This window comes from Acidipropionibacterium thoenii DSM 20276 (assembly GCF_000423445.1).
Taxonomy (GTDB): Bacteria; Actinomycetota; Actinomycetes; order Propionibacteriales; family Propionibacteriaceae; genus Acidipropionibacterium; species Acidipropionibacterium thoenii.
Genome location: NZ_AUHZ01000017.1, coordinates 13742 through 40405, shown reverse-complemented (window position 1 = coordinate 40405; position 26664 = coordinate 13742). Strand labels below are relative to the sequence as shown.

The 26664-nt window shown below is 69.4% G+C and carries 22 protein-coding genes; 14 read left to right on the top strand and 8 right to left on the bottom strand.

Translation table 11 applies throughout. The features are described from left to right. The first annotated feature begins 47 nt into the window (after positions 1-47). Positions 48-1346: a metallophosphoesterase family protein gene (locus tag G554_RS15275; RefSeq protein WP_036925003.1), complete on the top strand. Its 1299-nt coding sequence runs from the start codon at positions 48-50 to the stop codon at positions 1344-1346. Then, positions 1343-4102 carry an AAA family ATPase gene (locus tag G554_RS15270; protein ID WP_036925002.1) on the top strand — a complete coding sequence of 920 codons (2760 nt, stop codon included), beginning with the start codon at positions 1343-1345 and terminating at the stop codon, positions 4100-4102. Before G554_RS15275 ends, G554_RS15270 begins: the two co-directional genes overlap by 4 nt. 328 nt (positions 4103-4430) lie before the next feature. Here the strand turns inward: G554_RS15270 and G554_RS15265 are convergent, their stop codons facing one another. The 3 genes from G554_RS15265 to G554_RS0107280 form a co-directional block, all read right to left on the bottom strand. Continuing rightward, positions 4431-5012: a GNAT family N-acetyltransferase gene (locus tag G554_RS15265; RefSeq protein ID WP_245569991.1), complete on the bottom strand. Its 582-nt coding sequence runs from the start codon at positions 5010-5012 to the stop codon at positions 4431-4433. Between the two features lie 143 nt (positions 5013-5155). Beyond that, entirely contained in the window at positions 5156-6472 is a 1317-nt protein-coding gene (locus G554_RS0107285) for an MATE family efflux transporter (RefSeq protein ID WP_027587392.1), read from the bottom strand. Continuing rightward, entirely contained in the window at positions 6469-7203 is a 735-nt protein-coding gene (locus tag G554_RS0107280; RefSeq protein WP_027587391.1) for a TetR/AcrR family transcriptional regulator, read from the bottom strand. The genes G554_RS0107285 and G554_RS0107280 overlap by 4 nt, the downstream gene beginning before the upstream one ends. Positions 7204-7349: 146 nt before the next feature. On the opposite strand from G554_RS0107280, the gene ybaK reads away from it, so the two are divergent. From ybaK to G554_RS0107255, 5 genes are all read left to right on the top strand, one after another. Further along, a complete protein-coding gene (gene ybaK / locus G554_RS0107275; RefSeq protein ID WP_027587390.1) occupies positions 7350-7847 on the top strand; it encodes a Cys-tRNA(Pro) deacylase in 498 nt (165 codons plus the stop codon). Positions 7848-8047: 200 nt separating this feature from the next. Beyond that, positions 8048-9427 carry an extracellular solute-binding protein gene (locus G554_RS0107270; RefSeq protein WP_027587389.1) on the top strand — a complete coding sequence of 460 codons (1380 nt, stop codon included), beginning with the start codon at positions 8048-8050 and terminating at the stop codon, positions 9425-9427. Between the two features lie 5 nt (positions 9428-9432). Next, positions 9433-10389 (top strand): carbohydrate ABC transporter permease, encoded by a 957-nt coding sequence (locus G554_RS0107265; protein ID WP_084648391.1) that lies wholly within the window; start codon positions 9433-9435, stop codon positions 10387-10389. A gap of 8 nt (positions 10390-10397) precedes the next feature. Beyond that, the gene (locus G554_RS0107260; RefSeq protein ID WP_051232669.1) at positions 10398-11237 is read left to right on the top strand and encodes a carbohydrate ABC transporter permease; all 840 of its coding nucleotides are present in this window, start codon (positions 10398-10400) and stop codon (positions 11235-11237) included. Continuing rightward, positions 11234-12472, top strand: coding sequence for a glycoside hydrolase family 32 protein (locus G554_RS0107255; protein ID WP_027587386.1), 1239 nt, complete (start codon positions 11234-11236; stop codon positions 12470-12472). Before G554_RS0107260 ends, G554_RS0107255 begins: the two co-directional genes overlap by 4 nt. 9 nt (positions 12473-12481) lie before the next feature. Here the strand turns inward: G554_RS0107255 and G554_RS0107250 are convergent, their stop codons facing one another. From G554_RS0107250 to G554_RS0107230, 5 genes are all read right to left on the bottom strand, one after another. Continuing rightward, entirely contained in the window at positions 12482-13489 is a 1008-nt protein-coding gene (locus tag G554_RS0107250; RefSeq protein WP_027587385.1) for a LacI family DNA-binding transcriptional regulator, read from the bottom strand. 65 nt (positions 13490-13554) lie between these two features. Then, positions 13555-13980, bottom strand: a complete 426-nt coding sequence (locus G554_RS0107245; RefSeq protein WP_051232667.1) for a hypothetical protein — start codon at positions 13978-13980, stop codon at positions 13555-13557. Between the two features lie 75 nt (positions 13981-14055). Next, the gene (locus G554_RS15260; RefSeq protein WP_051232664.1) at positions 14056-14532 is read right to left on the bottom strand and encodes a hypothetical protein; all 477 of its coding nucleotides are present in this window, start codon (positions 14530-14532) and stop codon (positions 14056-14058) included. Continuing rightward, entirely contained in the window at positions 14529-15461 is a 933-nt protein-coding gene (locus G554_RS15255) for a PIG-L deacetylase family protein (protein WP_084648389.1), read from the bottom strand. Before G554_RS15255 ends, G554_RS15260 begins: the two co-directional genes overlap by 4 nt. 107 nt (positions 15462-15568) lie before the next feature. After that, positions 15569-17077, bottom strand: coding sequence for a glycoside hydrolase family 32 protein (locus tag G554_RS0107230; protein ID WP_051232663.1), 1509 nt, complete (start codon positions 17075-17077; stop codon positions 15569-15571). A 161-nt stretch (positions 17078-17238) separates the two neighbouring features. On the opposite strand from G554_RS0107230, the gene G554_RS0107225 reads away from it, so the two are divergent. The 7 genes from G554_RS0107225 to G554_RS18060 all read left to right on the top strand — a co-directional run bounded on the left by G554_RS0107225 (position 17239) and on the right by G554_RS18060 (position 26607). Then, positions 17239-18174, top strand: a complete 936-nt coding sequence (locus tag G554_RS0107225; RefSeq protein ID WP_027587382.1) for a carbohydrate kinase family protein — start codon at positions 17239-17241, stop codon at positions 18172-18174. 13 nt (positions 18175-18187) lie between these two features. Next, positions 18188-20821: a sensor histidine kinase gene (locus G554_RS0107220; RefSeq protein ID WP_154654210.1), complete on the top strand. Its 2634-nt coding sequence runs from the start codon at positions 18188-18190 to the stop codon at positions 20819-20821. Positions 20822-20871: 50 nt separating this feature from the next. Then, positions 20872-22944: an NAD(+) synthase gene (locus G554_RS0107215; protein WP_027587380.1), complete on the top strand. Its 2073-nt coding sequence runs from the start codon at positions 20872-20874 to the stop codon at positions 22942-22944. A gap of 121 nt (positions 22945-23065) precedes the next feature. After that, positions 23066-23884, top strand: coding sequence for a hypothetical protein (locus G554_RS0107210; RefSeq protein ID WP_027587379.1), 819 nt, complete (start codon positions 23066-23068; stop codon positions 23882-23884). A gap of 169 nt (positions 23885-24053) precedes the next feature. Further along, the gene (locus G554_RS0107205; protein ID WP_027587378.1) at positions 24054-24578 is read left to right on the top strand and encodes a hypothetical protein; all 525 of its coding nucleotides are present in this window, start codon (positions 24054-24056) and stop codon (positions 24576-24578) included. Positions 24579-25182: 604 nt separating this feature from the next. Further along, positions 25183-26268 carry a YeeE/YedE family protein gene (locus G554_RS15250; protein ID WP_071162168.1) on the top strand — a complete coding sequence of 362 codons (1086 nt, stop codon included), beginning with the start codon at positions 25183-25185 and terminating at the stop codon, positions 26266-26268. Positions 26269-26376: 108 nt separating this feature from the next. Continuing rightward, positions 26377-26607, top strand: coding sequence for a sulfurtransferase TusA family protein (locus G554_RS18060; protein WP_027587377.1), 231 nt, complete (start codon positions 26377-26379; stop codon positions 26605-26607). Positions 26608-26664 lie beyond the last annotated feature (57 nt).

Here is a 26664-nt window from a genome sequence, read left to right as displayed (position 1 = left end):
TCGGTGCCCTTCTCTAGAGTGATCCTCGACCCATCGAGGAGGGCCCGATGACCCTGACATTCCTGCACACCTCGGACTGGCAGCTCGGCATGACGAGGCACTACCTGGCACGCCGTCGCGGCGCCGAGGACGACCCCCAGGCCCGCTTCAGCTCCGATCGGATCGACGCCGTGCGCCGGATGGGTGAGCTGGCGAGGGACCGTCACTGTGCCTTCGTGCTGGTCGCCGGCGACGTCTTCGAGACCCAGAACGTGTCCCGTCAGGTGATCTCGAGGGCCTGCAGTGCGATGGCCTCGATCGGCCTGCCGGTCCTCCTGCTGCCCGGCAACCACGACTCTCTGGAGCCCGGCTGCATCTGGGACCGGGCCGACTTCGTGCAGGCCTGCCCCGACAATGTCACGGTGTTGCGCGACTCGGCCCCGATCCGGATCGACTGCTCGGCGTCAGCCGATGGCGCCGGCAGCAGCGGCTCCGGCGGCGCTGTCGAGATCATCGGCGTCCCGTTGAGATCCCGGCACCCCTCGGCCGATCCGGTGGCCCCGGCGCTCGACGAGCTCGCCGAACGCTCCGAGAGAGGCGAACTGGACGCGGACGTCATGCGGATCCTGGTCGCCCACGGCCAGCTCCCCGGCCTGTCGGGCCAGGACGCCGGGGAGGTCGTCATCGACAAGGCGGCCCTGGATGCCGCGGTGGCCGACGGGTTGCTGAGCTACGTCGCTCTGGGCGACCGGCACATCCGCTGGCCCGAGGACCCGTCCTCGCCGATCCGTTACTGCGGCACCCAGGAGACCACCCGGTTCACCGATCCGGGTCGCGGCAGCGTCGATCTCGTCGAGATCGACGAGGACAGGGTGCGCGCCACCGCCCTGCCGGTGGGGCGCTGGCTGCACGCCAGGGTGAGTCGTCAGATGTCGACCGAGGAGGATGTCGACGCTCTGGCGGCCGAGCTCGCGAGCTTCGACGACCCGGCCCGGACCATCATCCGCTACGACCTGCACGGTGGTCTGACGGTCTCCCAGAACGCCCGGCTGGAGTCGGTTCTCGACTCCCAGGCGGAGAACTTCGCCAGTCTGGAACCCAGCGAGGACCGCCACGATCTGGTGGTGCTGCCCGACACCGAGGATCTGGCCGGGCTGGATCTTCCCAGCTGGGCGGCCTCGGCGGCACAGGAGCTCACCGAGTGGGCGAGCCCGGCTGGCTCGGGGCCCGGCCTCACCAGCACCGGCTCAGCGGCATCTGGCCCCACCACCTCCAGCCCGCCGCCCACGGCATCGACCGCCGCCGACGCCCTGGGCCTGCTGCGTCGCCTCACCGACCAGATCAGCGTCACGGGGGCCGGCCGATGAGACTCCACCGGCTCCACGTCGAGAACTTCAAGTCCATCTCGTCGCGCACCCTCACCCTTCCCGACTCCGGCCTGGTCATCGCCGAGGGGCTCAATGAGGTCGGCAAGACCTCCATGGTCGAGGCTCTGGACCTCCTGCTGGACTCCCGTCTCAAGGCCGGTTCGAAGGCCACCCGGGTGCGTCAGGCCCAGCCCTACGGCACCGATCTGCCCGTGGTGGTGGAGGCCGAGATGACCGTCGGCGGAGTGCGGCTGCGCCACTCCAAGCAGTTCCTCTGCCAACCCCAGGCCCGCCTGGAGTTCCTGTCGGGGCCGCGGAGCGGGCAGATCCTCACCGGCGAGGAGGCCACTGATGCGATGGCCACGATCTGGAAGGGGACCGACGACACGCTGTGGCGTGCGCTGCGATTGATGCAGGCCGGCAGCCTGGAGGCCTTCTCGCTGCGATCCTCCACAGCCCTCACCACCGCCCTGGACCGGGCGGTCTGCCACCAGTCCACCGACGACGTCGCCACCCCCGACCCCGGATCTGCGACCGGTGCTGATCGTGACGGGGAGAGTCTGCTGGCCGCCGTCCAGCACGAGTACGAGCAGTACTGGACGCCCACCGGAAAGCCGGGCAAGGCCCTCAAGGCCGCCACTGAGGAACTCGACGCCCTGCAGACGGAGTACCTCGGGGCCCAGCAGAAGGTGGCCGAGGTCGACTCCGTCGTCGCAGACCTGGAGGCCACCCGGGAGGACCTCGAGGCCCAGCAGAAGGTGGTCGGCGGGTTGCGGGTGCAGGCGGATCGGGACGCCGCCGATCTCACCGCCCTGGAGGCTGTGGAGCGCGCCGCCACTGAGGCCGCCCGGGCCGAGAAGGACGCCCGGCGCGACCTTGACGGTGTCGTGCGGGCTCGTGACGACAGGAGCGCGGCGGTCCGGGAGCTGGCCGAGGCGCGCCAGCAGGAGCAGACCGCCGGCGCGGCGGCCTCCGAGGCGCTCGCCGCGGTCGACCAGGTGGAGGCCGAGTACGCCGAGGCCGACCGGGCCTGGCGGGCAGCCGACGACCAGGTCCGGCGAGACCGAACAGCCTGGGAGGAGGCCAGACGTCGGGCGGCCGCGCTGCGCGATCGTGCCCGGTTGGACCGTCTCGACCAGCTGATCTCCCGGCTCAGCACCCTGCAGAGCGAGCTTCGGAAGGCCGAGGGCGAGGTGGCCTCCAATCCGGCCAGCAGCGCCGCCATCACGTCGGCGGACACGGCCGAGAAGACCCTCACCGAGGCCCGGATCCGGCTGGACAGCGCCAGCCCGCGGATGACGCTGACCCGGCTGAGCGATCAGGCACCGCAACTGACTGTCGACGGGGTGCTGCTGGCGGCTCCCGAAGCCGGGAGCGGATCAGAGACCACCGGCGCGGAGGACCATCGAGCAGCTCAGGATCAGCGGATCGACCGGCCGATCGACCGATCGACCACCGTCGAGATCGACCGGGCCTGGCGGATCACGGTGACGCCGGCCTCCGATGTCGACGATCTTGCCCGGCAGGTCCAGGATGCCGAGGCTGCCCTGGCCAAGGCTCTGGAACCGATCGGGGCCGCCTCGGTCGAGCAGGCGCGGGACCTGCTGGACAAGCGTCGCCGCGACCAGGCCGCTGTCAAGGATCTGCGCAAGCGGCTGTCCCGCGAGCTTGCCGAGGCCGGCACGGAGGTGGGTTCGGATCTCGGTGAGGAGGTCACCCTGGCCCACATCATGGAGCTGCGCGACCAGATCGTCGCCGCCTCGGTGCCGGTCGACACCGAGGATCTGCCCCAGTCGCTGTCCCGGGCCGATGAGCAGGTCGCCGCCACCGAGTCCGAACTGGAGGCCTCGGAGCTGGAGGAGAAGACCGCCCGCTCGGCCCGCGACACCGTCTCGGAGCGTCGTGGCCAGGCCAAGGCGAGCGCCTCCGGGGCGGAGTCCACCCTGAGGGCCGTTCACGAGCTGGTCGATCGGCTGGAATCCAGACTGGCCGAGTCCCGCCGTCAGATCAGCGATGAGGATCTCGCCGAGAACGCCCGAGCCGCGACACAGGCTCATCACGACGCTGCCGATCACCTCGAACGCGCCACCCAGGAGCTGGCAGATCATGCCCCCGAGGAGGTGCGAGAGGCTGCCGAGGGGTCCGCCCGGAGGTTTTCCCGCGCCACCGAGAGGCTCGCCCTGGCCAAGTCCCACCGGGCGGAGCTCACCGGCCAGTTGCGGGGGCTGGACCGGGAGGGGCGCCAGGACACCTGCGACGAGCTGGCAGGCAGGCTGCACCGGGCCGGGATCGAGACCACGGCGCTCACTCGCCGAGCGGAGGCCGCCAGGTTGCTCCACGACACCCTGATCCGGCACCGCGATGAGGAGCACCGGCGGTATCGAGAACCGTTCACCCGCGAGATCGAGAGACTGGGGCGCGCCGTCTTCGGAGGCGACCTGGCCGTCCATGTCGACGACTCCCTCACGGTCACCCAGCGACTGCTCAACGGGGCGTGGCTGGACTGGGACCAGCTGTCCACCGGCGCCAAGGAGCAGCTCGGCCTGGTGGTCCGGCTGGCGACCGCCCAGTTGGTGGATCCCGCCGACGGTGTCCCGGTGATCCTGGACGACGCGCTGGTCTACTCCGACCGGGTGCGCACCGCCCGGGTGCTCAAGGAGGTGGCCACCGGCTCGCGCAGCAATCAGGTCATCGTCCTCACCAGTGCCCCGGAGCGCTACGACGGGCTGGATGCCGTCCACGTCCCCTTCCGGTGAGTGGCCCGGTCGCCGCGACCACGTGCGCAGATCCCTCCCCAGACAGGGATTCCTGCAGTCCTGGGTGCGCAGATCACTCCGCAGACAGGGGTTCCTGCAGTTGTGGGTGCGCAGATCACTCCGCAGACAGGGGTCCCTGCAGCTGTGAGCGCACAGATCACTCCGCAGACAGGGGTCCCTGCAGCTGTGAGTGCACAGATCACTCCGCACGCAGGGGTTCCTGCAGCTGTGAGTGCACAGACCCCCGTCTGCGGAGTAATTTGCGCATCACCCTCCCCCGCACGTCGCCGACCCCCTCGGCGCGACGGCCGCGCCTACCTGGCAGGGATCAGGCTGAGAGGTTGTACCGGATGAAGCCCAGACCCTGGGTCTCGGCCAGCGTCGACAGGCCGCAGGCCCGGTAGAAATCCCTGGTGGCGGGTTCGTCATCGGTGATGAGCACGACCTGGCGCAGATCGGCGAACCGCGTCATCGCCGCATCCAGCAGCCGACGGCCGATTCCGCAACGCTGGAAGGCCGGAGCCACCAGGAGATCCTGGACCAGGGCCACCGAACAGCCGTCGGAGACCACTCTCACCAGCCCGACGAGCCGGCCGGGGTGGTGCGGGGCTCCCGACCGCGTCGCGACGGGCAGCGGGGCTCCCGACCGCGTCGCGACGGACAGCGAGGCGCCCGACTGCGTCGGCACGGATGGCGGGGCTCCGGAAGCTCTCCGACGGATCGCCGCATCGTCGGCCAGCAGGTGCCGGCAACGGGCCGTCATGAACCAGCTCGACCCGGGCAGAATCGCGGCCAACTTCTCCGGGTGGTCGGTGTACCCGCTCCACCCAACGGCCGCGTACAGCGCCATCAGCTCCTCGATCGCGGGAGCGGCACCGACCTGGTAGTCGAATCTCGGGGTGGCGTCCACCACTCAATCCTCTCCCACGCACCGGGTCGCCGCGAATGCGTGCGCGAATTACTCCGCAGACGGGGGTCTGTGCACCCACGACTGCAGGAACCGCCGTCTGCGGAGTAATTCGCGCATCACCATCCCCCTCGCGCCGCCGACTCTCACACCCCGACCCGCATCCAGGCGTCTCCCCGCTCCCGCCAGCCCAGCAACAGCCCTCGCACCACCATGAATCCGGTGAAGGCGACCCACAGCCACACCACTGCGGCGGCCCCGCTCGGCCCGGCCCACCACACCGCCAGGATCATCGGAAGATAGGCCACCAGCATCACCACCTGGGCACCGGCCAGCCAGCGGCCGTCCCCGGCCCCGATCAGCACCCCGTCCAGCAGGAAGACCACCCCGCACCACGGCTGGCTCACCGCGATGACGATCAGCCCGGCGGCGATCGCCGCCCGGACATCGGGATCGGGGCTGAAGGCCATCGGCAGCACCCGGTGCACCGCCACCACCAGCACTCCCAGGCCCACCCCCACCCAGGCCCCCCAGCGCACCATCAGCCGGGTGATCTGGCGGGTCTGCTCCTTCCGACCGGCTCCCAGTGCGGCTCCGGTGAGCGCCTGCCCGGCGATGCCCAGGGCGTCCAGAGCCATCGTGAGGAAGCCCCACACCGTCATCGTCACCTGGAATGACGCCAGTGCCACCACTCCCAGCCCGGCCGCCACCCAGGTGGTCAGCAGCAGCGCCGCCCGCAACGCGATGGTGCGGACCAGCAGCGGAAGGCCGTCGCGCATCGAGGCGAACACCCCCATGGTCTGGAACCGCATCGAGACCCCGGTCCCCCGGGTCCTCACCACGAAGACGATCACCAGGGCCAGGGCCATCCCGATTTGGCAGACCAGCGTCCCCCAGGCCGAGCCCGCGATCCCCCACCCCAGCCCGATCACGAACCAGATGTTGAGGGCCATGTTCGCCGTGAAGGCGATCACGGTGGCCACCAGCGGCGTACGGGTGTCCTGGAACCCGCGCAACACACCGGTGACGGCCATCGTCGCCAGCATCGCAGGCACCCCGCATCCGGCGATCCGCAGGTAGCTCACCGCCGAGGACGCCGGGCCGGGCGCCACACCGAACCAGGAGACGATCGCCGGGGCGCCCAGGGTCAGCGTCAGTGCGGCCACCACCCCGAGCACCACCGACAGCCAGACGCCGTCGATCCCGGCCTGGGCGGCCCCCTCGAGGTCTCCGGCGCCCATCCGCCGGGCGCTGGTCGCGGTGGTGGCATATGCCAGGAAGATGAACAATCCGGTGACGGTCGACAGCACCGTGGAGGCCACCCCCATGCCGGCCAGCTGGTCGGTTCCGACGTGGCCGATCACCGCCGAGTCGCCCATCAGGAACAGCGGCTCGGCCACCAGCGACAGGAAGGCGGGCACCGCCAGGTTGAGTACCTGGCGGTGGGAGGTGTCGAGGCTCACCGCCGGATCGCGCCGGAGACCATGGCGCGAATCACACTGATCATCCGGCCGGCCTGCTGGTCATGGTCGCCCAGTCGCATGGTCCCGGTGGTGGCGAGCAGGCAGAATCCGTAGAGGGTCGATCGCAGTGCCAGCTCGATACCCTCGGGCTTGGTCTCAGGTGACCAGGTCAGCCCCTCGGGCAGCGCGATCACCGATCTCAGGACCTCCGGAACGGTGGCCGGATGCGCCGGCCATGCGGCGGAGTCGGACACCCCGCCGGGGCCGGCCTGGCCCAGCGGCCAACCGCCCAGATCGCGGGGGCCGGCGTCCCCGAAATAGGCCCGCACGCTGTCGTCGGAGCGGGCGCAGCACACCTCGTACCAGCCGGGCTCGTCGAGGGCGAAGCGGATGCAGGCCCGACAGGCGGCCACGATCACCTCGGTGGCACGCCTGACGGGCTCGTCGTCGGAGAACTCCGCACGGGCCCGCAGCACGGCCTCATTCATCGCCCCGGCCAACCGCCGGGTGGCCGCCACCGCGACCTCGTCGAGCAGCTCCTCGCGATTGGCGAAGTGCCGGTAAGCGGCATTGGGGGAGACGCCGGTGAGCCGGGTCGCCTGCCTGAGCACGACCGCATCGGAGCCGCCGGAGCGAGCCAGCTCCATACCGGCCTCGACCAGCGCCTCGCGCAGGCAGCCGTGGTGGTAGCGGCTCCGGCATCCGTCGATGGGTTGCTCGGTCTGCGTCATGTGGTGGCCCCCAGGTAGTTGTCGCGATCATCTCCGGGCCTGCGGCCACGGAGGGCCGAATCAGCCTATTGCACCGACTCGGCCGAACAGCGCCCGGGTCCGCCCGGTGGACACCGTCCACCAACTGACCCGAATACCCTTGTGACATGCCCCATTCCGACGCCGCCTCCCCGGCCACCAAGGCCCTCGCCCGGGCCAAGGTCGCTCATGTCCTGCACGCCTACCAGCATGATCCGGGAAATCGGCACTACGGCGAGGAAGGGGTCGCCCAACTGGGCTTCCCGGCCGAGGTGATGTTCAAGACCCTGGTGGTCCACCTGGAGGGGTCGGGGGTGCGGTCGCCGTTGGCGGTGGCCGTGGTGCCGGTCTCGGGAATGCTGGATCTCAAGGCCTTCGCCTCGGCGATGGGGGCCAAGAAGGCGACGATGGCCGATCCGGAGGTGGCCCAGCGGGCCACCGGCTACATCGTCGGAGGCATCTCCCCGCTCGGTCAGAAGAAGAGACTGCCGACCTGCGTGGACTCCTCGGCCCTGGACCACGACGTGATGCTGGTCTCCGGCGGGCGACGGGGCCTGTCGGTGGAGCTGGCCCCCGCCGACCTCATCAGGGTCATCGGGGCACGGACCGCAGCCATCGCCGACTGACGAGCCGGCCGGGACACCATGCCCCACACAACGCCCGTCACGGCCCCCGAAACGACCCCCGCCACCGCCCCAGAAGGGGCCGGCGCGAGGGGTCGATCCGATCGCCACGACATCTCCGAGAAGTCTCCGAGAAGTATTGACACCGGGTTTCGCACGCCTTAGCCTCACACGTGTTAGGTACTCAATGAGGAGACTTTCAGATGCCAACGCTTTCTCGACGAGCGTTCATCGGGCTGGGTGGTGCCGCCGCTGTCGGCACCGGACTGTCCTGGCGACGCCTCTCCGGTCTGGACATCCCGGGCCGGAACACCAATGCCCTGTCCATCGCCATCAACGGCACGGCCCAGGACGCGGCCGCGAACCAGGGCCTGATCGACGCGTTCAACAAGGTGCACCCGGACATCCCGGTGCGCATCACGCCCATCCAGGGCGCCGACTGGAGCGACTTCTTCGCCAAGATCCTCACCCTGGTGGCCGCCGGGACCGCCCCTGACGTGGTGATGGTCGCCACCGAGGGCACCCAGCTGTTCGCCGACCGGCTCGCCTACCCGCTCGACGAGTACGTGATGCGCGACAAGGCGGACATGCAGGAGTTCTTCGACGACGTCCACCCCTCGCTCATCGAATCGTTCATGTACAAGGGCAACCTGTTCCAGCTCCCGCTGAGCTGGAACGCGGCGAATATCTACATGTCCTCCAAGGCCATGCAGCGAGCCGAGCTGGACTACCCCGCGACCGACTGGACCTGGGACGACTTCCGCAGCTACATCGCCAGCATGAGGAAGTCGGCGACCGGCTCCTTCCGCCCCTTCTTCTGGACCAACCGGTTGTTCGGCGGAGTCGTGCCGTGGCTCTACACGAACAACACGAACTTCATCAAGCCCGAACGGTTCTCCGGCGGCGAGTGGCTGTGGAAGCAGTTCTACCCCCGTCAGACCGGCCGCTCCGGCGGGTTCCGCTGGGAGCAGCCGAACGCCGAGGACCCCAAGGTCGTCGACACCTTCGAGTACATCCAGGATCTCATCGCCGAGAATCTCGCCTCCTCCCCGGTGCAGGGCGGTGGCAACGAGCTGGTCGGCCGGTTCTCCCAAGGCGTCATCGGGATGACCCCGGCCGGCGGCTACTGGGTCTACGGACTCCAGCAGGCCGGCATGCGCAGGACCGACTACGACGTCGCCTACTTCCCCCGCAGGACCACCCAGCAGCAGTCCTTCGGCGCTGCGGGCTACGCCATCATGAGGTCGTCGAAGATGAAGGACGCCGGCTGGGAGTGGCTGAAGTTCTGCGTCTCCAAGGACGGCATGAGGATCGCCCAGAAGCACCCCGACTCCAGCAGCGCCCGGCGCTCCTACAACACCGAGCTGTACCAGGACGCCGGCCCCACCCACTGGCAGGCCTTCTACGACACCCTCGACAAGTTCCCCACCACCGCCCCCATCCCCGCACCGCCGCAGGAGGCCGCCGTGGAGACCGCCCTCATCAAGAACGTCGTCAATGCCGTGACCGGCTCCCGCAAGAACGTCAAGGTCGCACTGGGTACTCTCCAGCGCGATCTCGAACTGGCCCTGGCAGGAGAGTGAGCCCCATGTCAGCAACCGCCTCCACCCTCACCCCTGGCCGCCCGGTCACAGTGCACCCCGAGCGGGCGACCACCTTCAAGGATCAGAACCGACGAGCCCAGGGACGGATGGCCGCCTGGTTCCTGGCCCCCACCGTGATCGGCATCACGCTGTTCACACTGATTCCGATGGCCGCCTCGATCGTGCTCGCCTTCTTCTCCTGGGACATCATCTCGGCGCCGAGATTCGTCGGCCTCCGGAACTTCCAGACGATCGCCACCAATCCGACCATCCGGGTCTCCTTCCTCAACACCTTCGGATTCGTCGTCGTCGCGGTGATCCTGCAGCTGGTGGTCGCCCTCGGGCTGGCCGTCCTCCTCCAGACCAAGATGCCCGGCTGGCTGCGCGGCTTCCTCCGGTCGGCATTCTTCTTCCCGCTCATCCTCTCGGCGGCATCGGTGTCGCTCATCATGAGCTACCTGTTCAACGAGGACTTCGGCACCGTCAACAAGATGCTGGCCCTGGTCGGGCTGGGACCGGTGAAATGGCTCACCACCGCCGCCGGGGCCATGGTGGTCATCGTCCTGGTCTACGTCTGGCAGAACTTCGGCTTCACCTTCCTGCTGTTCATCGGGGGGCTGTCCTCCATCCCCACCGATGTCTACGAGGCGTCCTCGATCGATGGGGCCTCGGGGTGGAGCCAGTTCGTCCGGATCACCCTGCCGCTGGTGAGCCCGACGATGCTGGTCGCCTCGGTGATGGCGATCATCTCGGCCCTGCAGATCTTCGATCAGCCCTACGTGCTGACCCGAGGGGGCCCCGGCGACGCCACCCGCACGGCGGTGATGGTGATCTACCAGTCGGCCTTCACCGAACTCCACTTCGGTCTGGCGGCGGCCATCGGCCTGGTCCTGATGGTGATCATCATGTTGGCCACCTGGGCCCAGTTCAAGCTCTCCCGCAAGTTCGTCTTCTACATGTGAGGCCAGTGATGTCTTCCAATGTCGACAAGCCCGTGGCGGCCGTGCATCATCGCATCTCGGCCTCCCTGGTGGGACGCGTCGTCGTCCTGCTGATCGCCCTGTTCCTCACCCTCGGTCCGGTGATCTGGACCCTGGTGGTCTCCCTCACCCCGACCGACTCGCTGGGTCAGCGCACACTGAGTCTGACGGCCTTCCGCGACGTCTTCAGCCAGGTCGACGTGATCCGGCTGTTCTGGAACTCCACCCTGGTCACCGGGCTGTGTGCCATCGGCCAGATGTTCACCGCCGCACTGGCCGGTTACGCCTTCGCCAGGCTCAGGTTCCGCGGCTCCAGCCTGCTGTTCGGCATCGTCCTCGCCACGATGATGATCCCGATGCAGGTGACCATCGTCCCGGTCTTCATGATCATCCGCAGCATGGGCCTGTCGGACACCCTGTGGGCGCTCATCCTGCCGGCCATCCCGACTGCCTTCGGCACCTTCCTGATGCGCCAGAACTTCATGGGCATCCCGGAGAGTCTCACCGAGGCCGCCCAGGTGGACGGAGCGTCACCGTGGCGCACCTTCCGCTCCATCTACCTGCCGCTGTCGGTGCCAGGTCTGGCGGTGGTCGGCATCCTCGCCTTCAACGGCATCTGGAACGAGTTCTTCCGGCCTCTCATCATGACCATCAGCGAGCAGAACTTCACCCTGCCACTGGGTCTGGTGAGCCTGCAGGGCAGGCTGGGCACCGGCTCGATGTCCACGGTCCTGGCCGGCGTGGTGCTGTCCATGATTCCGGCCCTCATCGTCTTCATCTTCGGGCAGCGTCCGCTGCGTGAGGGCCTCACCGCCGGAGCCGTCAAGTGATCGATCCCGCCTTCCCGCGGCTGCACGTCCGCGCGCAGCAGGGCTGGGTCAACGACCCCAACGGGCTCTGCCACGTCGACGGCCGCTGGCACGTGTTCTACCAGTACAACCCGTCGGCGCCCCGTCACGGCCAGATCCACTGGGGCCACTCGTCCTCGACGGACCTGGTGCACTGGCGTCACGAGCCCGTCGCGCTGGCACCGCGGCCCGGCCAGCCGGACGCCGCGGGCTGCTGGAGCGGTTCCTGCACGATCGACGGCGGCGTCCCCACGCTGTGCTACACCGCCCTGGCCGACGATCCGCGCGACGCCGTCGCGCTGACCGCCACCGGGGACCCCACGCTGACCCGCTGGACGCCGGCCAGTGAGCCCAGCGCGGGCAGGCAGGGGCCGGCCGATGCCGAGACCCGTGACCCGTACGTGGTGTGGATCGAGGGACACCGCTACATCCTGCAGGGATTCGGGGGTCCGTCCTCGACGCCCCGGGTGCTGGTCCACGACGCCACCGACCTGCGGCACTGGAAGCTGCTCGGACCGCTCATCAGCGCCGACGACCCGGTGGCCGCCAGGGTCGCCGATGCCGCCATCTGGGAGTGCCCCAACCTGGTCCGGATCGGCGACCGATGGTTGCTGGTCATCTCGCTGCTGAACGAACGGCCCACGGCAGTGAGCTGGATGACCGGAGATCTGGTCGTCACCGCCCAGGGGCCACGTTTCACCGCGGTCGACGGCGGGGTGCTGGACAGTGGTCCGGCCTTCTACGCCCCCCAGCTGCTCGACGACGACGGCCGGATCCTGATGTGGGCCTGGTCCGATGAGCTGGGCCGGTCCACGCAATGGTTGGACGCCCACGGCTGGGCCGGCACCCTGACCACCCCGCGCGAACTGACACTGCGAGGCGGCAAGCTGGCGAGCCGCCCAGCCCCCGAGTACCTGACACAGCGCTCGGGGCTCCTGGTGGGCAGTTGGCGGGCCGTCGAGCAGCCCTCCTTCGAGGTGGCGGTCGGCTCCGGGGCACGGCTGTCCTGCTCGGCGACCGACCCCACCGGCCGGCCCGGGACCGGTTCGGAAACGGGCCCGCACCTCGATCTGCCGGCGGGCACCCGGCTGCTGGTGGACGGTTCCCTGGTGGAGATCTTCGACCCCGACGGGGACACCTTCACCACCCGCATCTATCCCTCTGAGGCCTCCGTGTGGACCATCGAGGGAGACGCCGAGGTGCACTGCCTCGGCTGATCCGTGGGCTCAGCGGCTCGGGGTACCCACCGAGGACCGCAACACCGCAGGGGTGTCCACCAGGACCTCGCCGCGGGGCAGGTCGACGCCGCGCAGGGAGCCGATCAGCAGATCCATCGCCGTCTCCCCCATCTGGCGATGCGGCAGCCTGATGGTGCTCAGCCCCAACTGGGGAGCGACGTTCTGGTCATCGTCATAGCCGACGATCGAGACATCCTCGGGTACACCGAGCCCGAGCCGTGCGGCCGCCAGCACCACTCCGGCCGCCGCCCGGTCATTGGCGCAGATGATGCCGGTCGGCCGGTCCTCGGCCGACAGCACCCGGGTCCCCACCGCCAGGCCGACGTCGATCTCCCAACCGCAGGTCACCTGGCGGCTGGTCAACCCGGCCTCCCCCATCGCCCTTCGGCACCCGGCCAGCCGCCGACCAGTTGCCTCGACATCGGGAGTACCGGCCAGCACCGTGATGTCGCGGTGACCGGCGTCCAGCAGCATCCGGGCCGCCCGGTAGCCTCCCGCCACCTCGTCGGGAACCACCCCGGTGGCCCCGCCATCGGTGGCGAAGGCGTCCAGCAGGATGTTGTGCTCAGCCAGGAAGAGCTCGGGCGGCGTCCACCCGTGCAGTCCCTCGGCGGCGTAGACCAGGGCATCGACCTGGCGGCCGAGCAGCGTCTCCATGGCCTCGGCCTCGGCTCGCGGCACCCGTTCGGCGTTGACGACCAGCAGGATGTAGCCGTCTCGTGCGGCCCGGGTCGTCGCGCCCGCGATCATCGCGCCGCCGAAGGAGCCGGTGACGATGGAGTCGGTGACCACGCCGATGCTGTGGGTGGTCTGGTCGCGCAGGCTGCGGGCCACCTGGTTGGGTCGGTATCCGAGCCTCTCGGCGGCGCGCCGGACGGCCCTCTGGTTGGCGGCCGAGATCGCCCCCTCCGCTCGACCGTTGAGCACCAGGGAGACGGCGCTGCGAGACACCCCGGCAGCCTTCGCGACATCCTGGGAGGTCACCCTCCTGTCCACGTCCCACCTCCTGTCGGGGAGGGGTCGAACTCCACTCCCAGTGTCTGTGCCGGCCCGGCCGGATCCTACGGCCTGCGGGATCGGGAGCGCAGGCTCATCGGCAGCCCTATCAGGCCGATCAGGATGAGAGAGCCCAGTACCACGTGGACCCATCTGACCCCGGCCTCGCCCAGCCCGATCTGGATGATCATCAGGATCGGGATCGAGACGGCGTGGAGCATCAGACCGTTGGCACCGCCGGCCCGCCGCCACACGATCGCGGAGATCGCCGCCAGGACGGCCGCCAGGGTGGCGGCATAGCCCAGCCCGGCGTGCAGGTTGATGAGACTCCAGGAGCCGTTGAGCATCAGGATCCCGAGCACCAACTGCACGGCGACCAGCACCAGTGCGACCCGGGTGCCCCAGAACAGCACCGGCGGAATGGTCGGCCCGGAACCGGGAGCGAGGCGCGGTCCGGATGCTCCGCCGGTGGATGGATCGGTTGCACTCATGGCGCCAAGATTAGCGACGTCCCGGGGCGGCAGCCGGCAATTCCGCTGCCGGCCGGTGCCCCCGGACCACCCCTGTCAGCCCCGCACCCGACCGAACCGACCCTCGACGGCGAAGGGGCCCCCGATCACCCCCAGAAGCACCGCCAGCACGGCCGCCGGCCAGCTGATCTGAAGGATCACCGACCAGGTCTCGACGATCCAGTACTGGCCGATGAGAGCCACCGCCAGGCCGACCAGGGCGACCACCAGGCCGGCCAGCTGAGCGCGCCGGTGGCGCCCCACCAACCGGGAGCCACCCAGGCCGGCGCACAACAGCACCGGCAGCAGGCAGACCACCGCCACCCCGCAGCCGCACAGCAGTCCGATCAGCAGACCGTTGAACCAGCCCCGCACCGGCAGGCCGGAACCCGACCCCGAGATGTCGGACCCGGTCGCCGTCCAGATCCCCAGGCAGATCCCCCACAGGATGCCGCACAGCGCCGCCGACAGCACCAGCGCGGCGGCGGCCCGGCCCACCCGGGCCGACTCCCCGCCGACCGGATCGACCCTCACGAGAGCTGCCCCGCCGATGCCCCGTCCACTCTCCCGGCTGGCAGCACGTCGGAGGTCCCGTCGGGCTCGTCGCCGGGCAGTGGACGCCCGGCGTCCGCGCAGGTGCACCGCGAGGGGGCGCCGGGCCACGGTGCGCCCTCGAAGGGCCAGGCGACCTGGAGCAGGCCGTCGACGCCCGGCTCGCGGTAGAACTCCCAGCCGAAGACGTCGGCGAACAGATCATCGGGCAGGGAGGTGAAGGCGGTGATGTCGGTGGCCTGACTGGCGTGGCAGAGCAGGGCGGCACGCTTGAGCTGGGCCAGATCGCGGACATCGACGGCCCAGCGCAGGTCCACCTCCGGGGTGCCGATGAGGTTGCCGTCATCGCCGGGCATGATCGGGTCGGGCATCTTCTGGGTGAGGCCCCGCGAGCGCGCCAGCCTGGCCGCCCTGGCCTGGTGGTCGCGGTTGATCGAGACCTCCAGCACCCGGGGACGCCGGGCCGCCGCCTCCACCGCGGCCCATGTCACGTGGTGCACCATCACATGGTCGGGATGTCCGTAGTTGCCGTGCCAGTCGTAGCCGATCAGGGCGTCGGCGTCCTCCTCATCGAGGATGTCGGCGAGTCGGCGTCCCGCCTGATGGGGGTCGGCATCCATGAAGGAGCCCGGAGCGTGGTTCTGCGGCCAGCCGGTCATCCCGGAGTCGTGGTAGCCGAGCCATTCCACCCGTGCCACCCCGAGGGTGCGCGCAGAGGCCTCCAGTTCCCGGCAACGACGCGCTGCGACCGACTCCCCGGCGACCGCATCGGCGGCCGTCTCACCGCACGCCCCGTCGGTGGCCACCACCAGGACGACGCGGTCACCTCTCGATGTGGCGCGCGCCATCGTGCCGGCAGTGGATGAGGACTCGTCGTCGGGGTGGGCGTGGAGGAAGACGAGAGTTGCCATGGACCATAGTTTTCCGCGCCCGGCCCACGACACCAACAATCCATCGCCGGTCCACAGCACATCGGACCCGCCGGGCACGGCGTGGTGCGGCCGAGCCCGCGGCAGGCTCAGAAGATGGCGTCCAGATGGTGGATCCGCAGCGCGGTGATCCGGGCATCACCACACTCTGCGCAGATCGCGGCTGCCCTCGGCCCCTCGGGCGGATAGACCATCGATGAGATGACCTGGTCGCCATCGCCGACGAAGACCTCCACCGAGCCCCGGTCCAGGACGATCCGCAGCCTCAGCAGGCCGTCGGCATCGGGGGCGCACGGGGCGCTGCGGCTGCCGCGGTCGCCGGCTCCGGAACTGCCCCGGTCCAGGTGGACCCTCCCCGACTGGCCGTCCCAGACGACCAGGGTCTGGTGGCCGTCCGGGGTCCGGTGCACGGCCAGCGTGATGCGCTCGGCGTCGCTGTGCGCCAGGTCGAGGCTGAGCTCGATCTCGGCGGCGCCGGGGATGTCTGCGGCCAGCGACCTCTCGGTGTTCGCCGGCACGGTGATCGGGCCGAGGCCGCAGGTGGACCGTCGCAGCGCCGTCAGCTCTCGGACCGGACGGGTCAGCACGGCGTCCCCCGGCCCCAGGTCCAGTTCTCGGGGCACGGTGAGCTGACCGCACCAGCCGTCGCTCTGCGAGACCGGTTCCGGCCTGCCGAAGGAGCCCATCCACCCCCACACCAGCCGACGTCCGTCAGGAGACTGCATGGTCTGCGGGGCGTAGTAGCTGTGCCCCCAGTCGCACGGGAACTCGCCGGTGACCGGTGTGAAGGCCCGGCCGGGGGCCCATTCGCCCACCACATAGCGGGCGTTGTTGACGTTCCTGTCGAGATAGCCGTGGGGGTGAGTGCCCATCGCGCAGTAGGACAGCACCCAGCGGTCCCCGAGCGGGAAGAAGTCTGGACACTCGGCCATGAAGACCTCATCGATGGGGCTGCGGTACAGCACCCCTTCGAAGCGCCAGCGCCGCAGCGCTCCGGGGCCCTGCAGGTCGCTGCTGTACAGCCACACCTCGGCGTGGCGACGCCCGTCGGCGGGGTCGAGCGGGGATGCGCCCAGCACCAGGTACCAGCGGTTCCCGGTCCGCCACACCTTCGGATCCCGGAAGTCGGTCATCTGCTCGGGAGGCTCGATGACCACCCCGTGCCTGACGAAGGTCGTCGCGTCGGTGGAGGTGGCCAGGCACTGGACCTGCCGTGCCAGGCCCGGGGCCAGCCAGCGGTGTCCGGTGTAGAGCACGGCGATCCCATGCCGGTCGGGCAGCGCGACCGCCGAACCGGAGAAGACGCCGTCGCTCTCGGCCTCCAGCTCGGGGGCCAGCGCGATCGGCTCGTGGCGCCAGTGCACGAGATCGGCGCTGGAGACGTGCCCCCAGTGCATCAGTCCCCACTGCGAGCCGAAGGGGTTGTGCTGGAAGTACACGTGATAGCGACCTGACAGGTGGACCAGCCCGTTGGGGTCGTTGATCCACCCCGCCCGCGCGGCGATGTGGACCAGCGGGTACCAGCGGTCGTTGCGCGTGACTCGCATCCGCACCACCCCACGGTCTGCGGCCGAGAGCGGATCGGCGGTCTGCTGCATGGGTCCTCCGGGATCGTGAGCGCCAGGTGCCTGACACGTGTCAGACGCCAGTCTGACACACCCCTGAGAGGACAACCCAAAGGGCGCTGGAGCAGACTTGGGCCGTGGCGGAGGCCCACCACCTCACACGATCCATGTCTGACACGACACCAGGAGGACCCATGACAGAGCAGCAGGTATCCCCCGGCCCGACGGCTCTGGTCATCGGCGAGTCCCTCATCGACATCGTCACCGGCCCGGGCCAGCCGGCCTCCGAGCACCCCGGCGGCTCGCCGATGAATGTGGCCATCGGGTTGGCCCGGCTGGGACGCACCGTGGAGCTGGCGACCTGGTTCGGCTCCGACGAGCGCGGCGAGGTCATCGACGCCCACCTGGCCGCCGACGGGGTCGAGGTCGCCCGCCCCTCGCGGGGCGCGGCCAGGACCTCCACGGCCACGGCCACGGTGGCCGCCGACGGGCAGGCCCAGTACGTCTTCGATCTGGACTGGTCGCTGCCCACCGTGACCCTGCCGCCGAACTGTCCGGTGGTGCACACCGGATCGCTGGGCGCCGCGATCACCCCCGGCGTTGACGTGGTCCGCGAGGTGGTCCGGGAGGCCCGCACCGTCTCCACGATCAGCTACGACCCGAACATCCGCCCCGATCTGCAGCCCGACCCGGCCGCAGCCCGCCGGACCGTGGAGGGGTTCGTGCGGCTGGCGGATGTCGTCAAGGCGTCCGATGAGGACCTCGCCTACATCGGGGAGGGGGCTGATCCCGAGGAGGTGCTGGCCGGCTGGCTGGACCTCGGCCCGAAGCTGGTCGTGATGACCTGCGGTGGCGACGGCGTGGTGGCTCTCACCGCTTCGGGGCTGGGGGTACGGCTGAGCGCCAAGCGAGTGACGGTGGTGGACACCGTCGGCGCCGGTGACTCCTTCATGGCGGGCCTGATCGACGGGCTGTGGTCCGCTGGGCTGCTGGGAGCAGACCACCGTGACGCGCTGCGCCGGATCGATCCGAGAACCCTCGAGACGATCCTGGACCGGTGTGCCACGATCGCGGGAATCACGGTCTCGCGGACTGGCGCCAACCCTCCCCGGATCGACGAGCTGGACTGAGGGACGCCTGGACGTGGGACTTCCAGATCGCTCAGAGCTGAGCACCGGCACGCCTGGTGGCGCCGAGTGGCGGTGGCCCTCGGTGACCATCGACCGGCCCGGCGTCCAGCCCCACCCTGGCAGCCGGGCCGCCCGGGTGGCGGCGGCGCTGACCGAACGGGTGCGCAGATTCTGGGCCCCTCAGCCGCTACCGAAGGGTCTTGAACGCACCGCCTCGGTGATCAGCGCCTGGGCCATCGCGCTGGGCGTCGTGCTCTCCGTGGTGAGTTCGGTGGCCGACTGGCAGGCCGGGCGTCTCACCCCTCGTGACCAGCGGATGATCGCCGTCCACGTACCCCTGCTGGTCGTCACCGGGGGCTGGTTCTGCGCGGCGGTGCTGCGGCGTCGACCATCTCTTCGCGCCCAGCAGGTCCACACCCTCTACTGCGCGGCGCTGGCGGTGATGGCGATGCTGCGATGGCAGAACACTCCCGACATGGTGTTCTCCCCCGGATCCCACGCGGTGCTCACCGCGATGGTGGTCTCGTGGGCCTGCTTCTCCTGGCGCGGGGCAGCCGCCATCACCACGCTGATCTGCATCTGCGCCACCGGCTCCCAGGAGCACGGTCTGCCGGCCAGCTGGGACGTCTGGGCCAATGCCGCCTACAACCCGGTGATGTGCATGGTGATCATCGCGGGGTGGACGTCGGTGATCACCATGGTGCGGATCGCCGGCTACGCCGACCGCGCCCAGCAGAAGTCGGCGGCGCGGCTGGCAACCGTCCAGGAGGAGCTCGCCGAGTCCAACCGCTGGGACGCCATCATCCACGACTACGTGCTGGGTGCCCTGGGCAGTGCCGCCCGTGAGGGGGTCCCGGACGCCGATCGGATCACCCGCATCCTGGCCCGCAAGGCCGTGAAGGCCTGGCCCAGCGCCGGTTCAGAGGTGGTCGAGGGGCCGCGAGAGGAATCTGGGAGTCTTGCTGGAATCCTGGCCGGAGCAGCGAAGAACCTCGGCCTGGCGGCGCGGATCCAGATACACGGCGAGCCCGGGCCGCGGCAGGCCGAGGCCTTCGCGACCGCGGGGGTCCAGGCACTGACCAATGTCGCCGAGCATGCCGGGGTCCAGCAGGTCACCATCACCGGGCGGTTCGACCCTGATCTCGGCGAACTGCGAATCCGTGACACCGGCGCCGGCTTCGACCCGGCCGCCGTGCCGCGGTCGCGCCGTGGCCTGCGCACCTCGATCCGCTCCACCATGGAGCTGGCCGGAGGATGGGCCGAGATCAGGTCGCGGCCGGGCCGCGGCACCGCCGTCGAGCTGTCGTGGCGGCCTCAGGTCCACAACCCGGTGCGACTGAACAGCCTGCCGGCCTTCCGAGCGGCGATGGTGATGCTGTCAATCGGCCTGCTGATCTCGGTGGCACTGGGTCTGCGCGCCCTCGGCCCGGTCATCTCACTGCCGGTCCAGGCCGGCGGCGCGGTGGGCACCCTCGTGATGGTGGCCGCTGCGCTGTGGTGGCCGCCACCCGGCCTGGCCCGGTCCCGTCAGCTCAGACCCCGCCCCAGCCGCGCCGCGGCGCTCACCATCGTCATCCTCACCGTCGCGCTCCAGACCATGATGCTGGCCAACCTGCGGCCCACTGCCGAGCTCGGCTGGCAGGAGTGGTTCATCGGTTTCGGGCTGGCGGTGTTCACCCCGCTCGCCTGGCGCACCAGATCCCGCTGGATCCCGGTGCTGGTGGTCGCCAGCTGGCCGGTGATGACCATCGGCGCCGCCCTGCTGTCAGGCCAGAACCCGGTCGTCCTGGCCACCAGTCGGGCCCCCTCCTTCGCCTTTCCACTGATGTTCAGCGGGGCTGCCGCCTGGGCCTCGGCCAATATGAATCGCGCCCTGAGGTCCATTCATGCCAGCCACTCCGAGCTGCTGCGCAGCACCCGCAGCCGGACCCGTGCGAGGGCCGTCCATCGGGAGGCCGCACGGCGTCTCGAGGCTGTCAACGGAGCACCCCTGGAGATGCTGGAGAAGCTGGCCGGGGATGCTCCGATCACCGATGCGATGCGCCGCGAGTGCGCCGTCCTGGAGGCCTCCGCCCGGGACCTGCTGGTCGCCCCCGGCGTGCTGAGCACGAGGATGTCCGACTCCTTCGGGGCGGCCCGTCGCCGCGGCGCGAGGATCCTCATCACTGGCAGCGTGGCGCCGGCTGAGGTCGCAGGGACGCCGTCCGAGCTGGATCCCTCCTGGGATGACGAGAGGCCGGCGGAGGGCGGCCCCGGATCCCAGCCCCCAGATCCCCATTCCCACCATCGCGGCCTCGAGGAGAGACGTCTGGAGGCCTTCCGCCGCAGCTGCCTGGAGCTGGCCGCTCTGGCCGGGCCCCGATGGCAACTCACCTGCCGGTGGAAGGGTGCTGCCGACGGGGCCCCGGCCACCGTGGTGCTCGCCCGCCTCCGCACCTCCCCCCTGGCCTCTGCCGGTTCCGCAGCGGCGGATCCTGTGACGCTGCCCTCCGACTGGCCCCAGCTGGAGGCGATCGCAGCCGATACCGGCGTCGATCTGGAGATCATCGGGTCGGCGGAGGAGGTGGCGGTCGTCATCGGCGGGGATGCCGGTGCCACCGGTCCGGCCGGCGCCGCGCAGCCCGCCAGTGCCGACAGCCGCACCTGACCCGCGGTGGCGTCCGCCCCTGCCGGTGGCGGGGATGCCAGACTGGGGGCGTGAACTTCCACTCCGCCTATGACCAGGGTTTCGCCCGGGTGGCCGCCTGCACGACCCAGGTGCACCTGGCCGACCCGGCCGCCAATGTCACCGGCATCATCGCCACGGCCCGCGAGCTGGACTCCCGGGGGGTCGCGGTGGCGGTCTTCCCCGAGCTGTGCCTGACCGGCTACAACATCGACGACCTGCTCCTCCAGGACGTCGTGCTGGAGGCCACCCTGACGGCGATCGAGAAGCTTCGGGCGGCCTCTGCAGATCTGCTGCCGATGATCATCGTCGGCGCCCCGCTGCGACAGGGAAACCGGCTCTACAACTGCGCGGTGGTGATCCACCGGGGTCGGATCCTCGGCGTCGTGCCGAAGAGCTACCTGCCGAACTACCGGGAGTTCTACGAGAAGCGGCACTTCGCGACCGCCGCCGACCGCACCGAGGACTGGGGCTCTCTCACCGCCCTGGAGGACTGGTCGGACCCGGAGAACCCGACCGAGGTGCCGTTCGGGACCGATCTGTTGTTCCGCGCCCTCGACGTCCCCGGACTGGTGCTGCACGTGGAGATCTGCGAGGACCTGTGGGTGCCGATCCCGCCCAGCGCCGAGGCCGCCCTGGCCGGAGCCACCGTCGATGTGAACCTGTCGGGGTCCCCGATCACGGTGGGCAGATCCCGCGAGCGGCACCTGCTGTGCCGAACGGCGTCGGCCAAGCAGCTGCAGGCCTATGTGTACGCCGCCGCCGGACCGGGCGAGTCCTCGACCGATCTGTCCTGGGACGGCCAGACCATGATCTACGAGTGCGGGCAGCTGCTGGCGCGCACCCCGCGGTTCGACCCGGAGCCCGGCTACTGCCTGGCCGATGTCGATCTGGACGTGATCCGTCAGGAGCGGATGCGCCAGGGGTCCTTCGACGACAATGCCCAGGCCACCAGCCGGGGCGAGGTCTTCGGCCACCGGTTCGTGAACTTCACCCTCGATCCGCCGCACACCGATATCGGACTGGAACGTGCGATCAGCCGGTTCCCCTTCGTGCCCAACGACGCGGCGCTGCTGGAGCAGGACTGCTACGAGGCCTACAACATCCAGGTCTACGGGTTGCGACGCCGACTGGAGGCGATCGGTGGATCGAAGGTGGTGATCGGCGTCTCGGGTGGTCTGGACTCCACCCATGCGCTGCTGGTCGCCGCCAAGGCGATGGATCAGGCGGGCCGGCCGCGCTCGGACATCCTCGCCTTCACGATGCCGGGATTCGCCACCAGCGACCACACCAGGAACAATGCCCTGGCGCTGTGCGAGGCGCTGGGGGTGCCCTGCGAGATCCTCGACATCCGGCCCGCCGCCACCCAGATGCTCAAGGCGATGGGGCATCCGGCGGGCGACGGGGAGCCGGTCTACGACGTCACCTTCGAGAACGTGCAGGCGGGGCTTCGCTACGACTTCCTGTTCCGGATCGCCAACCAGCGCGGCGGGATCGTGCTGGGCACCGGGGACCTGTCGGAACTGGCACTGGGCTGGTGCACCTTCGGGGTGGGCGACCAGATGAGCCACTACAACGTCAACCCCGGGGTGCCCAAGACGCTGATCCAGCACCTGATCCGCTGGTGCATCTCATCGGATCAGTTCGATGCCGCCACCGACGAGGTGCTGGAGTCGGTGCTGGGCACCGAGATCTCCCCCGAGCTGGTGCCCTCGCGCCCCGGTGAGCAGATCCAGTCCACCCAGGCGCGGATCGGACCCTACGAGTTGCAGGACTTCACCCTGTTCCACCTGCTGCGCCATGGCCTGCGACCCAGCCGGATCGTGTTCATGAGCCATCACGCCTGGGCCGACGCCGCGGCCGGCGAGTGGCCGCCGGGGTTCCGGGCCGAGGACCGCAACCAGTACTCGTTGAGCGATATCAAGGAGTGGACGAGGCTGTTCCTGCGGCGGTTCGTGGCCAATCAGTTCAAGCGCTCGACGTTGCCGAACGGGCCCAAGGTGGTCGCCGGCGGGTCGCTGTCCCCACGAGGTGACTGGCGGATGCCCTCCGACGCGGTGGCCGATGCCTGGCTGGCCGATCTGGAGACCGTTCCCGAGGACTGAGGGCCGCTGCGTTCCGTCTCATCTCGGGCCTGCGGTCGATCCTCAGGCGTGGTCGCCGGCGATCGACCACAGATCACGATGCCGAGGGCCGACACAGTGGGCGCAGTGACGAGAGGACACCATGAGACACGACCAGCGGCGAGTTCGGTTCGTCTACCCGGACCCGGAGGCCGATGCCCGGGAGGCCGACGGCGTCGATCCCACCTTCGAGCAGGCCTTCGACAACGCCACCTCCGAGATCCTGATGGGGCGACGTGAGGGCTGGTGGAACGTGGCACTGGCCTATGACGAGGTCGACTGGCCGGGAGAGTCCTTCTCGGCGTTACGCCAGAGCGCACGGCTGGGCGACATCGACGGCTTGATGCGCTACTCCAACTGGCTGTGGGAGTTCGGCGAACGTGCCCCGGCGATCCAGGTCCGCTCCCGACGGCACACGCGAGAACCGGGCGATGATCCGGTTGCACCAGAGACCCTGCGCCTCAAGGAGCTCACGCTGACCTACTGGATCCAGGTGTGCCATGACGACGTCGTGGAGGAGACCCTCGCGGCCCTCGCTGAGCTGGATGTCACCTACGCCTCCGACTACGCGTACTGGCTGGAGGACCACGATCGCTTCAGAGACGCCGTGCGCCTGCTGCGCACGGTGATTGCCGAGAAGGACTGCGCCGAGATCCTGTCACTGCCACTTGGCAACCTCCTCGAGCGCCACGGCGACCCTGCCGGAGCCACGGGCGCCTACACCGCGGGGATCGCCGCCGGGGACTACTTCAGCGCATTCAACCTCGGGACCCTGAAGAACGATCTCGGAGAGGAACGCGAGGGACACCGGCTGATCCGGCTGGCGGCATCGCACGGAGACCGCAAGGCCATCCGGTGGCTCCGTTCTCAAAGACGCTGGGAACAACGCCACCGGCACTCCCGAATCCGCCACCCAGTTTGATCCGACCCGGACTGACTCCAAGCCCACTCGCCGCGCCCTCGGGTGCTCGAATCTGTCGACGCAACCGAGAACCTTCACTCGTCAGAGTGATCTCACCCAATCTGCGGCCCAGCATGGAAGACTCCCTCGCAGGACACCACCGAGGCGAGCAACGGAGGCGGGAGCGCCCATGATCAGGACCATCAGGCCAACGGCCTACTCCAAGCTCGTAGGTGCCATGTTCGACCTCACCATCGCCGCGCTCCTGTTCGGCTGTTTCGCAGATGCGGACTCTGCACCTCAGCAAGCAGCCTTCATCGCGGGTTCCTTGCTGTTCCTACTGGCTGGGCTGAAGCTAGCCTTCAACGGTCGTGTTCAAGTCGACCGGGAAACCAGAACAGTGAAGGTGACTCGGCGGCTCTGGGGCCATCAGATCATCCGGTTCAGCGACATCGTCGGCATCGGTCTGTGCGACTCGACTTTTGTGATCGGCAGGTGGGGGGAGGGAGCTCTGGCGGTCACACTTGCCGTGAAGGGCCAGGACTCGGGGAAGCTCCGTGCCATCAAGTGCTACGGACTGTGCAGTTTCACCGCCACTGATGCAATCCACGTCAGGATGCTGGAGTTGCGCGACGCCATCGGCGAGTGGGAGCACACACCCCGTCTCGACTGGTTCGCAGGTTCGCCCATCACAGAAGATATGATCGACGACTGACTTGGCAAGGCTTGCACTGCGATCGATCCCGTGATTATATGAACTCTGTTCATCCCGATTCGGGGTGAACATGTTGGATTCACAGCAAGATCCATTCCAGCGATTCGGTGCCCGGCTCATCCCGGCGCCATGAGGAATCGCCAGGCATCGAAGGAACCCGTCATGACGACACTCGGGATCATCCCGTTCCGGACCGGTCGTAGCACCGCTGCCCGGATGTCGTGTCGGTGCTGTCCGGCTCGAATGTCCTGTCCGGCTTGCTGAGCCACCCCTGAGGGCCCGCTGATCCGCTTGTGAGAGCCGATTCGGCCCTCTCCCACCGGCACCCTTCCCCCCTCCCGTCGCTGGTGAGGGGCAACTGCAGCGTCATCTCTGCAGACCCCGGCCCGGCAGGGCGTCCGCCCGAGCAGACTCTGTCAGATCAGACTGCCACGGGGCTCGCGGTCGTGATGGGCGTCACGGAACTCCCAGAACACCATTGCGTCATTGGTGTCATTGTCTCCTCGTTCTGACCATCTCAGCGGTATCGGCACGCCCAATTTCTGCCGCATATTCCACACCTCTATCGACACACCCTCACTCCACGCACAGACAAGGAACAACCATGGCATTGACCGGACTTCTCGTCGGACTGATATTCGGATTCGCCCTGCAACGGGGCCGATTCTGCGTGACGACAGCCTTCCGCGACATGTGGCAGACCAAGCGCAGCAGCTACTTCACCGCCTTCATCGCCATCATCGCGATCCAGGCGGTCGGCGTCGCCGTGCTCGATGCCACCGGCGTCGTGCATCTCACCCACAAAGCACTGCCCTGGCTGGCAGTCGCCGTCGGCTCCCTGATCTTCGGCGTCGCCATGGTGCTGGCCGCCGGCTGCGCCACCGGCACCTGGTACCGGGCCGGTGAAGGCCTCGTCGGAAGCTGGATCGCCCTGGTGCTCTACGGCGCCTCCGCAGCAGCCATGAAGTACGGCCCGCTGGCCCCGCTGAACGACGGACTGCGCAGCGTCACCGCGCCGGCCACCACCATCCCGGCCACCTTCCACATCTCACCGTGGATCGTCGTCGCGGTCCTCGTGATCGTCGCCGGATACCTGGTCTACCGGGAACTCACCCGGCCCCGCCGCACCGTCGCCACCCTGCCGCCCACCCGCACCGGCCTGGCACACCTGCTGTTCGAGAAGCCGTGGCACCCGCTGGCGACCGCCCTCATCATCTCGGCCGTCGCGATCGTCGCCTACCCGCTGAGCTTCGCCAGCGGACGCCAGGCCGGCCTGGGCATCACCACCCCCTCGGCCAACCTGGCCAACTGGTTCGCCACCGGCGACTCCACCCGCATCGACTGGGGGGTCTGGCTGGTGCTGGGCATCCTCTTCGGCTCCTCGATCGCGGCTCTGGCCAGCGGCGAGTTCCGAGTCCGAGTGCCCGACGCCGGGACCGCGATCCGCTCGGCGATCGGCGGCATCGGCCTGGGTATCGGCGCCTCCCTGGCCGGCGGTTGCACCATCGGCAACTCGATGGTCGAGACCGCCCAGCTGGCCTGGCAGGGCTGGCTGGCCTTCGGCTTCACCTTCCTCGGCGTCGGACTGGCGGTGCGCTACCTCCAGCCGCGGGCGGCCCGCAGCGTGCCGCACACCCTGACCAGCGCCCCTGCTGCGCCGGAACCTGCTCGCGTCCCGGTGTCGGCCTGACGCCGGTCAGCCCACCCGACCTGGAGCCCACCCGACCTGGAGCCCACCCGGCACCAGGGCCACCCCACAGCCAACTCGACCACCAACCCACTCACCAAGGAGAACACCATGGCCACCCACATCCTGGAGACCGGCGGCAACGTCTGCCCCTTCCCCCTCATCGAGGCTCGTGAGGCGATCAGCCAGATCCCGGTCGGAGACGATCTGGTGATCAACTTCGACTGCACCCAGGCCACCACCGCCATCCCGGCCTGGGCCGCCGAGGCGGGCCACGACGTCACCGACTTCCGCAAGGTCGGCAAGGCCAGCTGGAGCATCACGGTCCGCAAGTCGGCCTGACAACCCCGGCCTCCCCCGCGGGGAGGCTCCGCGCGGCCCAGCCCGCACCCGGCTGAC